Genomic DNA, 14,337 nt, shown 5'->3' on the forward strand with positions numbered 1-14,337 from the left:
CTTTCCTAACGTTCTTAATTTTAGGACGTCCTTCGCATCGACTTAACTCAAATCGTCGCAGGAATCGTCAGTTCTTGCGGCTAACGATAAGCCGATCATTGAACGTAAAAAAGCAAGGACAACTAATCATGCAGTTGTCCTTGCTTTACTTACCCTTTGTAATGAATTTTTATCTCTATCTCTGCTTTGTGATCTCCAATTCTTTTATATTCCACATGGTCAATGAGAGAGGTCAAGAGGTGATTAACTTCCTTCGTTTCCATTTCTATCGTACCTGTTAATATATCTTTTAACTTGTCCAATACGGTTTGTAACTTGTCTACTTGATCATCTTTTGATTTATTGTCCAATTGCTCCAATTGTGTCTCCGCGTGTTTTCTGTGAGCCTTTAATTGTTTAATCTCTTTTTGTGCTTCATCCTCGGTGTAAACTTCTGCAAGAAAGCCTTGTTGGACCTTCTTAATCTGTTGGTCAATCCTCTTGATCGTAGCTGTCAATATGGCTTTCTCATCGGCAGGATTAAACTCGTCTACCTTCATGTTGCCCTTTACGTCCTCAATGTATTGTTCCAACTTGTCAACGTATTGGGAAAAACTTGAAAAGAAAACCTTCTCGAAATGTTCTAACTTAACGCCTTTGTTATCACAAACAGTATACGTTCCATCTTCTGCGTATATCCTGGTTTGACAAGATGTTACCCTGAGTTCCTTGCCTTTTCTCCTTTGAAAGCTGTGAGTCCTACCGCATAAAGAACACCTGATCAGACCTGTGAAGATGACCTTTCCAATCCTTGCTGATGGTGGCTTCGTCAGTCGATTTTCTCTAATATCCCTTGTTTTTTCCCAATCATCTATGGACACGATAGGCTCATGAGCATTTTCAATGACGATTTGCTCAATAGCATCGGTCTTAAACTGTCTCGGAGCACCAGATGGCTTTTTGCTCGTCTTAGAAGTTTTGGTTTTACCATATACGACCGTTCCCTTGTAAACTGGATTTGCAAGAACCACTGATATTCTCGCCTTCTTCCATTTCGAGCCGTTCGGGGTTAATATGCCTTCCAATTCGAATATTCTTTCAATATCTGTGGAGGTTTTCCCCGACAAGTAAAGAGCAAATATTCGTTGAATGATTGGGGCATGTTCGTTAATATGTAGCTTCTTGGATTTGTGGTCATAGCTGTATCCGACAGGAGTCTTGCCGCCAACCCAATTTCCTTCTTTGGCTGATTGGCGCTTGCCTCGCACTAACCTCTTTTTGATGTTCAAATATTCCTGCTTTGCTACAACGGACATCATATCGGACATCATATCGTCCTCTTGAGTGTTGTAATCAAATACTTTGGAGGTAGTGACTACTTGTACGCCATAGTTAGTTAGAATTTCTTTAATCTGACCAAAACCTCCAGTAGTCCTGCTCAACCTGTCTTGATCGGTAATAACAATAGCGTCATATTCATAATTTTGTACTTTGGCAAGCATCTTATTAAGTTCGGGACGGTTGATGTCTTGAGATGAACCCACTTCAGAGTACACTTCAAATTTCCAATCGTTATTTACGCACATGTCAATAAGAATTCCAAGTTGCCTTCGTAACATATCATCGGTTTCATCAGGTCTACTTTTCCGACTGTATACCGCCACTTTCTTGATCTTACTCAAGTGTATCACCTTTCCGTATAGTGAGCTTATACCGATATATTAACATGATTGCATTTTGTTGTCGATATACAAGCTAACGAAGGATGCGACACCAGAACAGATGAAGGCGGCTGGACTTGGAGATCACTTCGTCAATCACGATCATGCCTTGTTCTACCAAAATGCTTCCGGCGTGCCGTGGACGGCTACCTATATTCAGGCCAAGGGTGATCCGATTGCTGATCTGTATGAGGATATTGCTGCTGAGGAGAAGGCGCGGGCGACCTATCAGTGGCTCATTGACATGACCGATGATGTGGACCTGCAGGACGGTCTCAAGTACCTCAGAGAGCGGGAGGTCGTACATTCCCAGCGCTTCCGTGAAGCGGTCGAGATCATTAAGGATGATCGGAGTCATCAGAAGTACTTTTAGCATTAAGATATCAAGAATCTGAGTGACATAACCTGTAAGTTTAATAAATAACCAGCTGATCGCATTGATCAGCTGGTTATTTATTTATCAAGCTTTCCACTTTTGCATTTTAATTAGAAGAAGGGATTAGACTTCAAAGCAGCAAAAGATAATGAAATTCATCTTACTCTAAATGAGAACTCGAATTCTGCTCCTTAACCGGTACGTTAAAATCATCGACATTAATATGCCCAAAACCACCTGTGGATTGATCTACGACCTTAATATACAATTCGTCTCCAATGTATTCAGACGCATCCCAAATTTTTCGTTGATACTCTTCATAATTTGTTGCCGTTTCTTTAAACAATTCTTTACCGTCCCGCACTCGAACCAATGAAACATAGAGTTTATCTATATCACGGCCGCCGCTAATGAGAAAGTCAATCTTACCATTTCCGCCTAGGACGAAGTTTTGTGTCTTTAATGTTCCCGTCAAGCTGTCACCCCCGGCTTCCTCACTGAAGCCCCATAAGTGATAGCCACCTGGGATTTTTTGCGATGGGTTGAAATAAATCGTGTCCCAAAAAAACGGCATATCCGTTACATGGATATCTTGGAAAGCATCTCCCTCCGTAATCCAGCCTGTTAAATCACCTGTAGCAAAATCATGATTCGGAAGATCTGTAATATCCGTATATACGGAGTTGTCCCAGTTGTTAGGTACATCGACAGGAGGAGCAGGATTGCCCGTTAAAGCATTCATTTCCCATACTTCCATCGAATTCACGGTAATATCTTTATCGGCCCAGACCTGTAATCCTAAGGAGTCATATCGGCCTACATAGACGCGGGTTGTCAGCTTTTTCTTGTAATTTGCGAAAGCTTCAACAACAGAACGGTCGAGGAAAATGTGAAGCTTCAAATTCTCTCCATCCAAATCCACGTATCCTCCCTGAATTCCATCTACACGGACATCCGGATCAATGCTGCTTTTACTCCGATCCACATTAAAGGTCCCATCGGACTTGTCGTAATATATCAGCGTTTCTTCCTGTCCATTATCAGAGCGTCGAACCTTTAACCCAAATTTCTGGGCTTCACCTGGATCGACTTCCATAACAATCTCTAACATGTCACCTTTAACATTCTCGATTAACCGGTTAGCATCAGCCAAATTTTTGTCTGTAAAATCAACTGCCTTATCTCCTCGGAGACTCTCTAATTCCTCAATTGGCTCGATACGCAATTGATCATGCTCATCTAAGCTAAGTGAGACCGGCAAAGCTAAATTATGAGCCCATCCGGCTTGGTATTCGGCTTGCGGTGTTCTTACATTTTGCACCATAGAGAAAACGACCGTTCTTCCGTCAGGAGTCACCATTCCACTCTCTGCAGTTAAGTAACCGTCCCCTACATCCATTTTGGATGGAGCGTCTTGATCAGGAATAAACCTGAAATTATCCCGGTCCCAGGTACCGATCCAGTAAAAGACCTCAACATCCCTTTGCACATCATTTACTGGAGGAACATGCTCCGGCTTCTCATGTGGATTGATCATAAAAATATGCTTTTCCTTGCCCGTACTATCCTTGCCTAAAGGGAGCAAGACCGGCAGTTCCCATACAGTACCTAGCTCTGGATAAAGGCTTCTGTCACTAACGTATAACGGTCCCTTATACTCCCAGTTGTACATATCGTCCGATACATATACCAAGGCTGTGCCGCTGCTGAAATCTTGAATACCAGAAGTAACTAACTGGTACCACTTGTCTACCTCTTTGTCATACCAAACGAATGGATCCCGGAACTCATTATGAATACCGTTACCGTTCTGCTCCGTTACGGGACTAGGATGCTTTACCCATTGTTCCAGATTGGGATCGGACAAATCGGCCGGCATGGCAAGCCCTGTTCTTTGGTTTGGTGACTGCGAATCATTACCGGCAGTATAAAATAGAACGGGATTTCCGTTTCGATCATACGCTGCACTGCCTGACCATGTACCGTCCGGATCAAGCGTACCGGCTTCTGGGGCAAGAGCAGGCCTCATATTTTTCCAGTGAACCATATCGTCACTTACCCAATGTCCCCAATGGATTTGATGCCAGAAAGGTCCTTGCGGGTTATGTTGGTAGAATAAATGATATTTGCCGTTATAGTAGATTGGTGCATGGGCTTCATTCATCCAATTTTGCGGAGCGATCGCATGGTACTGTGGACGATGCTGATCACCATTGAATACACTTGGATCTTCATCAATATCACCATCTGGAATTTCAGGAATCGAACCTCCGTGAAGTGTTTGAACACTCTCATATTCAGTAAGGATATCTTGATGAGTAAGTGCTTTATTTTGCAGTTTCACCTCATCTATAAGTCCGGAGAACATATTGTAAGAAAACAGCCCTGCCAATTCTACCGGTTTATTATTTTTACCGATTATCAGGCTTTCTGTAGAAGGTGTGATCGGAATATTAACCGGGGTCGCTTTAGAAGCTACTTCCTCACCGTTTAGATACAACTTGATCAATCCATCCTTTTTATCAAAAGTAGCTGCCACATAGTTCCATTTGTATTTTTCAAGTGGATGATCTTCTACCCAAACCTGAATCCATTGGCCACCAATCCCGGCCTGAAAGGACCAGGTACCGTGCCGGTACATGCCTAGAGAATAACCTTCCGCTTTGTCTTGATCGGACTGATTTACAATTGCAGATAACTTATTTCCGTCTCCCCATTCGTAGCTGCGTGGTGCAACCCATGCTTCTATCGTTAAAGCATCAGTTGCAGGAATGACATCCTGTTCATTGATCTCAATATCATTCGAGTAACCATCGAACAACAGGGCACCTCCTTTAACTCCACGTGGAGTCCATCTCGGATCCTTGGAGGCCATATATCTGGCATTGTTAAATACGTAATTCACCTCATGTTCAAGGTTACTTACTTTCTCAAGGACCTTCTTTCCTGTGCCTTCATCAAAATTGATGTAGAAAATGTCCCCCTTGCCATAAGCTTGGAAAACATCAACGGCAATACTTGCCTCACTGGATTGATCCACAACCTTTATATATAGCCTTTTGTTATAGTGATCTCTCACGTTCCAGGAGATTTCGCCTTTATCTGCGGCATCACCAGTCTGGGTAAGTAATTCATTGCTATTGGCATCATATAGGCCGACGAATACTTCTTCGGAATGACCTGCGATGTCCAATACGGTGAAGTTAATAATTCCGGTTCCTTGCAATGTAAAAGTATTGGAGGTCAGGGTACCCTGTTCTTCCACTGAAGATTCGACATAATAGTTACCCTCTTTACCCTCATGTGCCTTATCAGCCACTTGAAAAGTATTACCTTCAACTCTCCATCCTCTCAGATCTCCGGTCTCAAAACCGGGATTCGCAATTTCGGTCGGTAAAATGTTATCCGCCATGACGCCTATTTCTGGTACAATTTCGTTGAAGGTGTTGAAGTCATCTGCAAAAATGAGTCCCCAATCCATTGTTGCATGATCAATGATTTCCACATACATTTTTTGGCCAATAAACTTGGATAAATCCGCTTTATACTGGACCATATTTGCTGTTCTTAATCCCTGATCCGGATCTGGGAACCCCGACTCATTAAACTCAGTGTTTCCGTATCTTGCAATCAGATCTCCTGTGTCCGCTTCAATAAATTCTATATACACTTGATCTGTATGCTTACCCCCACCCAGTCTGAAACTGATCCAACCTGTTCCTCCCAACTCGAAAGTACTGGAACGAAGTACACCTGTCGAAGCTTCGTCATACTTCCACCCGTTCAAATGATAATCGCCTTCCTGGTCGTACGGTATTTGTTCCGACCACCAAGTGGTTTCGTCCGTTACGCTGTTCGGACCGAATGCTTCCCCTTCGATGACTGTCCATCCCGTCAAATCCCCACTTTCAAAACTAGGGTTCTGGATTTGATAACGTTTAAAATCGGGTTTGATATCCTTTGCGACAATTCCTTCAGCCGGTTCGGACTCATGGTACATGAAGAATGCATCTGCAAATATCACTCCCCAGTCTGTGGTTGCATTATCGACGATCTCCACATACAGACTTTTTCCTATATATTCGGAAAGATCCGCCTTATACTGTTCCATGTTAGCAAGCCGCATGCCCTCCTCAGGATCTGGGAAGCCAACATCAGCGAAAGCACTGTTTCCGTACCGGGAAATGATTTGTCCCGTATCGGCATCCACGATATTTACAAATACCTTATTTGGGTTCTTACCCCCACCAAGCTTGAAACTGATCCAACCGCTTCCGCCTAGCTCGAAGGAGCTCGAACGAATCACACCTGTCGCAGCTTCGTCATACCTCCAACCGTTTAGATGATAACCGCCTTCCTGGTTATACGGTATTTCTTCTGCCCACCAAACGGTTTCATCTGATACACTGTTTGGACCGAAAGCATTGCCTTTGACTACGGTCCATCCCGTTAGATCTCCAGTTTCAAATCCAGGGTTCTGGATTTGATAAACTGCATCCGTAACAGATACATCTACATCATTCTTAGAAGTCATCGCGCTACCCGCTTCATTTTCGGCAGCAAATGATATTCCAGGAGCAACAAGATGGAGAGCCATTGTCCATACGACCAATCCCGTGATCCAGTTTTTCCTTGCTTTTATTTTTCTCATTCAAGAGCCTCCTTCATGATTTCGTATCCAGATAAATCGATATCAGAGTTCAACAGCTCCCCCTGTTACAAGGATGAAGAGTCATAATGGAGACGGAGGAAAAAGAGAAGTAAATAAACGAAGCTTTTTTCACAAACACACAGGTTGTTTTAGTCCTTTATGCAGAAGGTAAGGAGCGCATAAGCGCTCTTCTTACCAAATGGATTGCATTTCCCATATATCCAAAGATTTAACTAACAGATCCCCATCTCCCCAGATTTCAAGTCCCAAAGCATCCTTTCGGCTTGGATATACCCGGGTCGTCAGGCTTTTCAATCCGTTGGCATAGGCTTCGACCATGGAACGGTCTATATAGATGTGAAGCCTTAGATTTTCCTCACTCAACTCCAGCTTACCGCCTTGTATTCCTCGGCACTTTTCTCCCGGATGAAGGCTGGTTTTAGTTCGATCTACAGAGAACATGGAGTCGTTCATATCATAAAACAACAGGGTCTCTTCCTCTCCATCAGGAGTTCGACGGACTTTAACTCCCAGTTGTTTGGCGCTTAAAGACTCCACTTCCATCTGAATCTCAAGCATGTCGCCTTGAACATCCTGAAGTAGTTCGTTAGTTTCAGTTAGTAACTTATCATGTAGCGATAAGAGCTTATTGCCACGTAAGGATTGAAGCTCCTGAATCGGTTCGATTCCAAGCCGTCCATCATCTCTCAAATACACACTGATAGGCAAGCCGCCATTGTGAGCCCAGCCCGATTTATATTCCATTTCAGAAGTCCGGTCGCCTTGAGCTATTGTAAATATAATATTCCTCCCCGTCTTGGGATCAACCATTCCGCTTGGGCCAGTAAAATGGAAATCACCGACGTCAATCAACTGAGGCTCCTCTTGATCGGGAATGAATGATAAATTTTGCTTGTCAAGTTGCCCGATCCAATAGAATACCTCGACATCTGCTCCCTGTCCCACAGGGCTGACGAGAAGAAGATGTTTGTGTTTCCCCTGCTTGTCACTTCCTAGAGGAAGAAGTACGGGGAGCTCCCAGATGGGTCCAAGATAAGGGTATTTAATTATATCCGCTTTAAACAAAGGTCCTTTGTACGTCCAATTCATCATGTCCTGTGATGAAAAGGCCAGTGCCGCTCCGCCTTCACCTTCGATTCCCGAACCAACCAAAGCAAACCATTCACCATCGTCCTTCCATACAAATGGATCCCGGAAATCTCCGAATGCCCCCATTCCTTTTTTCTGTACGATTAGCGGCTCTGGGTGTTTGACCCATTGAACCAGATCTGGATTCTTATCGAGGGAATAGGTACTTCGGGCAAGTGCCACACTTTGGTTCGGTGAAGCACTGTCATTGCCCGCCGTAAAAAACAAGACGGGTAGACCGTCTGCATCGTAAGTTGCACTTCCTGACCATATCCCGTCCGGGGCGAGCTGATCCTTTTCTGGAGCCAGGGCCACAGGAAGATCACGCCAATGTACGAGATCCTTGCTTATCCAATGTCCCCAATGAATCTGATGAAAGAACGGCCCAAGGGGGTTATGCTGATAGAATAAATGATAATGCCCGTCAAAATAGATGGGAGCATGGGGCTCATTCATCCAATGGGCCGCTGGACTGACATGATACTGAGGTCTATGCCGATCCGTCAGCAGTGGAGTTCGATCCAGCTTGATTTCATCATAGGATAATCGCGGGTGGGATCCTTGATAAGCGCTATCCAACACATATCGATAAGAAGTGACTACCTCTTCCGGGCTCAGAGCTCGATTATAAATTTTGAGTTCATCTAAGATACCGCTAAACATGTGAAGGCTGAACATGTCGGCCAGCAGGCTGCTGTGGTTATTTTTACCGATGAGCAGTTCTGTGTCCGAGGCATCAGCTAGGCGGGAGCCGCGAGGGAGATCCGCTGATGCAATCTCACTGCCGTTTAAATACAGCTTCATTTCACCCCGGACACCATCAAATACAGCATTTACGTAAGACCATTCATTTTTGGGCAGTTCAAAACCATCCGGTGACCAGACTTCCTTCCAGGCCCCACCTTCTAGGCCGACCTGAAAGGACCAAGAGCCATGACGGAACATCCCAAGCAAATATCCCTGCTTGCGATCGAAATCATGGTTGTTCACAATAGCAGACAACTTGCCTTCAGAGCCCCATCCATAAAAACGCGGTGCCACCCATACTCCAATACTTAGCGCATCTCGGTACGCTTGCTTCATGTTCTTATTTCCCTCATGGACTGTATGGGCAATATAAGTCGAATAACCATCGAAGAGGAGACCGCTTCCCATCACCCCCTCTCTCCACTGAGGTTCTTGCGGTTCGTTGAACTCGGCTTGATTAAACACGTACTGAATTTCATTCCTAACTTGGGCCACATTCTCTATAGTGCTGGTCCCTGTTCCTTCATCGAAGGCCCAGGACATCATTAATCCCCTGTTAACTGATGTATGGTTCATCCATCTCTCCTCCTTGATAACTGCTCTGGCTTCGTCTCAGAATGATGAATGGATTGAAGAGCATAGATATGCAATGAGTTCAGTAGAACTTGTCCTGATCTGGCGTTAATGGAAATCATATCAATCGACGATTTAGGGAAAATTTGGTCGGTCAGAACAACTAAACCTTTGTTCCCATACACTTCGACTGCATTGCGATCCAACCAGATATGCAGCTTAATCTTTCCATTATCCGGAATCATGCTCGCACCGTGATGACAGGGAAACGAGGAGTGGAAGTCAGTTAGACCGGACTTTGAACGGTCGATGTACAACCATTGGCGCACAGGGTCATAACCAATCACTGTTTCACTGTCCTCGGAAGACTTCAATATGATATAGACCTCGCCAGAGGAACTAATATCAATGTCCGCTTCAATCTCAAGCAGATTGTCACTTATCTTATGGCTAAACGGTATCTCCGGCTTAATCAAGACATCAGACCAACTCATAGAGGAATTCCGTAACTGCTCTATTTCCCGAACAGGCATCTGAGTCAAAACTACTCCTTCATCCCATTTGGTTAATGACAAGGTACGAGGAAGCGTCATTGACCCTCTCCAGGAACCCGTTGGTGTCTCGTTGGCATATTTCCAGTTACTCATCCAACCCATCATCACTCGACGACCGTCTTGCTCAGGTATATCTGACCAGGTTACCCCCGCGTAATTATCCCGACCGTAATCTAGCCACATGATATGATCAGCCGAGTTATCATTGATAAATGTATTTCCATCGAACTCACCGATAAAATATTGTGTGCGTGAGCCTTCTGGACAAGAAGGGTTGTCTCCAATGCTTATAACAAGCACCCATTTGGTACGCCCAGTGTCATCAATTGACAATTCAAAAAGATCAGGGCATTCCCAAACCCCATCATGCGAGCCTTCTCTGTGACCGAATTCGCCTGTCAGCGACCATTCACGCAAATTTTCTGACCCATAAAACCGAACATGGTCTCCCGCGACAATAGCCATCACCCACCGTTTACTTTCAGGATGCCAGAATACTTTAGGGTCGCGAAAATCAACCAGATCAGGCTCAGATAGAACTGGATTTCCCTCATATTTGTGCCAGGTGCGCCCTTTATCGCTGCTATATGCCAAGCTTTGACGCTGCCTCGGCTGACCGGTCTCCGGATATGTATCCGCATGGGTAAAGATGGCAACTAAGCCAGGAGAACCGACAAAAAGTCCGCTGCTATTATTCCAGTCCACCACACAGCAACCGGAGAAAATGGCTCCGTGTTCATCTGGGAACAGAGCGATTGGCTCATGCTGCCAATGAATAAGATCTTGGCTTATGGCATGACCCCAGTGCATCGGCCCCCATTTATTACTGAAGGGATGGTATTGATAAAAGAGATGATATTCTCCTTCGTAATAAACTAATCCGTTCGGGTCATTGAGCCAATGGGAGGGAGGCGAAAAATGATATCCTGGTCTCCAACCATCATTATTGAGCTGTTTATACGAGTCCATCATTTTGTTTATCTCATCTGTTGTTGGCATAGATTGAAGTGCTCCCTTCCGTGTTGTTACGAATGCCCCTCCCGCATTAGCAAATCTCAACATGTCGATCATTTGTTGTTGAGTGAACTGATTCAAGGAAATTCCATATTCCAGTACCTTAAATAGCAAGCAGCCCAGAAAAGCGTCGCCAGCTCCTGTCGTGTCGATAGCCTTCACTGGTAAACCCGGAACATACCCATCATGAGCAGTCAATCGGTAATAGCAGCCTTTTTCGGCCAACGTGACAACAACCAAAGCGATGCCGTATTGTTGTTGCAGTTCTTGTGCTCCTTTTTCTATATCTGTTAAATCTGTAATAAAGGAGAGCTCTTCCTCTGAAATTTTCAGAATATCAGCATATTTCATGCCCCAAAGAATACTCTCTTTCGCTGCTTGTTTAGTCTCCCATAGAGCAAACCGGATATTAGGATCAAAAGAAATCAAGGCTCCCGCTTCTTTAGCCTTAATTATTGCCGCTCTTGTTGCCGAACTTGCCGGCTCATGAGTCATTGACAACGATCCAAAATGCAGTAACCGGCAGGATTCAATCCGATCTAGAGGGATATCTTGCGGGCACAAGAAGGTATCTGCTCCTGGCTTCCGGTAAAAGCTGAACGATCGGTCTCCGTCTTTATTCAAATGGACAAATGCGAGCGTTGTATTAGCTTCATTAGTAGAAGAAATACCTGACACGTCAACCCCACTGCTCAGCAAAGTATTGCGCAGCAATGAACCGAAACGATCTTGTCCAACCTTACTAATTAATGCCGTTTTGGCTCCTAATCGAGCAAGCGCCACGGCTACGTTAGCTGGAGCTCCTCCAGGATTGCACTCAAACTGCTCGTTTCCTCCCTCTGTATGACCAGCAGGAGTAAAGTCTATTAACAATTCCCCGATTGTTATTGCATCAAGCACAGTTTCTCTCCACCCATCATCTGATTAATTATTGTTATTGTTTAAATTTGCATTATAACGATCCAACGCATTTTGGTAGATTTCCATAAGTTCATTCAGTCCCATCTTCTCAAGAGTCTCTACATAACGATCCCACTGTTCATCTATGCCGCCATCAACAATAAATTTTCCTCGCTCTGTATTTACATATTTAATGAGCTCTGTCTCAATCTTATTGATATTATCCAGCTCTTCAGGCTCAAAGAAGATGCTTGGATAGTTTTCCTTTTCCATGTAAGGATCGTAATATTTCTCCAAATCTTTAGCACGCTGCTGGGCCCGAGGCTCCATATCCACCACTTTTCCGAAGTCTTCGTTCGTAATAACGCCAGGCCCCCCTGTTCCAGGAGCGACTTTTTGACGAAATTCGCCTGCTGAGGTTCCATCAGGAAGAGGTAAGTTGACTAATTTTCCGTTCTCGTCCTTCTCAAACACGACATCCAGCGGTCCCCAGTGAATTTGCGCTGCCATGTAGGGTTCATACTGCTGATCGATCCAACGCATCGTGATCTCAGGGTTCTGATTTTCTTTTGTGATTACAAATGCACCACGACCCGGACCTCCACCGTTGCTTCGTCCAATAGTTTGGGATCCATCTGGCCCGATTAGAGGAGCTAACAGCTCATAATCTTGAGCCCGTTCAGGCCCCACAACTTCCTCCTTTTCCCACCAAATATAAGAGCCCAGCGTTTCATCTGTTGTTTTACCCTTGGCGAGATATTGTGCTGCATCCTGAGTAAAGGATTCGGGGTCAATCAATCCTTGCTTATACCATTTTTCATGGAAATATTTGAGAGCTTCCTTGTATTCAGGCTGAGTAGCTGTAAAAATAACTTTCCCATCACGGACGATCCGGTGTTCCAAGTTATCCGGAAGACCAAATGCTCCGAACATTCCTGCAATGTCCATACACCATTGCATATGCATGAAGCTTAACGGTATCTCGTCGGCTTTGCCGTTGCCGTTCGGATCTTGTGTTTTAAATGCGACTAGGGCTTCCGTATATTCGTCCAACGTCTTTGGCATGCTGAGACCTAATTTGTCGAGCCATTTTTTGTTGATAACATGGAAGAAAGGGTTCGTACCAAGGTTATTTTCTTCCCATGAAGGAAGACCATAAATATGTCCGTCCGGTGCTGTGATTGATGTTTTAATATCCGGTCTTCGATCTAAGAGCGCTTTCAAATTAGGAGCGTATTGTTCAATTAGTTCTTCTAAAGGTATGATGGTTCCGTCTTCACCGTAATTAATTAATTCATAATCCGAAAATCCGGCTCCATAGAACGCATCTGGTAGATTGCCGCTGGCCAGCAGCAAATTTTTCTTTTCTGCAAAGTCGGTATCCGGAATGTTCTCCCATTCGATGTTAACGTTAGTTTCTTCTTCCAGACGTTTGAAGATTTCCATCTCCGAATATTCTGGTGCTAACGCAGCTTTTGGGGATACCATTTTTAACGATATCGTTTCTTCGACAATCGGAAGACCCGTCTTGTTGAAGTCGACTGCTTGATCGGTATTGTTTGAATCGCCGCTGCCTCCAGAACATCCACTTATTACAATCGCTCCAGAAAGTAATAGAATCCCCGTACTCTTGAATACAAATTTCATGTACATGAACCTCCCTTAGGATCTTGCTAATCTAGCATAAGCTAATTGCTAATTCAGTGATTGGATTGCAGAGTATGCTTCTGCCGTACATCCCCCCTTTCAGGTACCCAAAAAATGATCATTATCCCTTGATCGAACCGATCATGACACCTTTAACAAAGTACTTTTGTAAGAAGGGGTACAATATTAGCAGCGGTAGGCTGGATACGATGATAACGCCATATTTAATAAGCTCCGTAACCCGCATTTTCGCCGCATAGGATTCCACATCTACCATCATTCCGGAGTTCACTTGATTCTGGACGAGGATATTGCGAAGCACCAGCTGTAGCGGATATTTGTTCTCGTCGTTCATATAAATTAAAGCATCAAAGAACCCGTTCCAGAATCCAACCACATGGTACAGGACCATGACAGCAATGATTGACTTTGACAGTGGCAATATAAAGCTCCAGAAAAATCTGGTGTTGGAACAGCCGTCAATGGAAGCAGCTTCCCACATTTCATCCGGGATGGATGATTGAAAAAACGTTCTCACAATAATGACATTGAATATACCGCCCGCTCCAGGGATAACAAGAGCCCAAATGGTATCCAACATGTGAAGATCCTTAATCAACAGATAGGTAGGTATCAGCCCGCCGCTAAAAAACATCGTAAGCATTAAAAACCACATAATTACAGATTTGCCCGCCAAGTTTTTACGAGCTAACGGATAGGCCGCAAACACAGTCACAGCTACTCCGATCAATGTTCCTAAACCGGCATAAAGAATGGAATTGGCATATCCTATCCAAATCGATGAGTCACTGAATATTCGTACATACCCATCCAATGTAAAACCTTTTGGAAACAACCACACTTCCCCGGAGTAGATATAGTTTGGATCGCTGAATGAAGCAATGAGTACAAAATACAACGGGAATAAAACAAGCAGCATAACCATGGTCAATAAAACTAGGTTAATAACGTCAAATATAACGTCCCCTCTGCTTTTTCTTTTCAATAATTGATTCAAAGTAAACT

General features: G+C 44.2%; 6 protein-coding genes and 1 pseudogene. 1 reads left to right on the top strand and 6 read right to left on the bottom strand.

All coding sequences use genetic code 11. The annotated features are described in order from the left end of the window. Positions 1–149: 149 nt before the first annotated feature. Entirely contained in the window at positions 150–1,670 is a 1,521-nt protein-coding gene (locus BK126_RS15430; protein ID WP_483310674.1) for a recombinase family protein, read from the bottom strand. 49 nt (positions 1,671–1,719) lie between these two features. Between BK126_RS15430 and BK126_RS15435 the strand changes: the two are divergent. Further along, positions 1,720–2,073, top strand: a pseudogene (locus BK126_RS15435) (manganese catalase family protein); the annotation flags it as partial. Between the two features lie 163 nt (positions 2,074–2,236). Here BK126_RS15435 and BK126_RS15440 read toward each other — a convergent pair. The 5 genes from BK126_RS15440 to BK126_RS15460 form a co-directional block, all read right to left on the bottom strand. After that, on the bottom strand, positions 2,237–6,727 hold the full coding sequence (locus BK126_RS15440; protein ID WP_256702861.1) for a GH32 C-terminal domain-containing protein: 4,491 nt from the start codon (positions 6,725–6,727) through the stop codon (positions 2,237–2,239). Positions 6,728–6,919: 192 nt separating this feature from the next. After that, on the bottom strand, positions 6,920–9,199 hold the full coding sequence (locus tag BK126_RS15445; protein ID WP_076313417.1) for a GH32 C-terminal domain-containing protein: 2,280 nt from the start codon (positions 9,197–9,199) through the stop codon (positions 6,920–6,922). Then, positions 9,196–11,664: a PfkB family carbohydrate kinase gene (locus tag BK126_RS15450; protein WP_076313418.1), complete on the bottom strand. Its 2,469-nt coding sequence runs from the start codon at positions 11,662–11,664 to the stop codon at positions 9,196–9,198. The genes BK126_RS15445 and BK126_RS15450 overlap by 4 nt, the downstream gene beginning before the upstream one ends. 24 nt (positions 11,665–11,688) lie before the next feature. Beyond that, complete coding sequence (locus BK126_RS15455) at positions 11,689–13,311, bottom strand: ABC transporter substrate-binding protein (RefSeq protein WP_076313419.1); 1,623 nt, start codon at positions 13,309–13,311, stop codon at positions 11,689–11,691. Positions 13,312–13,432: 121 nt separating this feature from the next. Then, entirely contained in the window at positions 13,433–14,329 is an 897-nt protein-coding gene (locus BK126_RS15460) for a carbohydrate ABC transporter permease (protein ID WP_076313420.1), read from the bottom strand. Between the last annotated feature and the right edge of the window lie 8 nt (positions 14,330–14,337).

Origin of the sequence: Paenibacillus sp. FSL H7-0326, from assembly GCF_001955535.1 — a bacterium.
GTDB lineage: Bacteria > Bacillota > Bacilli > Paenibacillales > Paenibacillaceae > Paenibacillus > Paenibacillus shunpengii.

What these genes read in the sequence shown, in the direction of transcription:
- BK126_RS15440 (WP_256702861.1), bottom strand. Translation starts at nt 6,727, where the DNA reads ATGAGAAAAATAAAAGCAAGGAAAAACTGGATCACGGGATTGGTCGTA.
- BK126_RS15445 (WP_076313417.1), bottom strand. Translation starts at nt 9,199, where the DNA reads ATGAACCATACATCAGTTAACAGGGGATTAATGATGTCCTGGGCCTTC.
- BK126_RS15455 (WP_076313419.1), bottom strand. Translation starts at nt 13,311, where the DNA reads ATGAAATTTGTATTCAAGAGTACGGGGATTCTATTACTTTCTGGAGCG.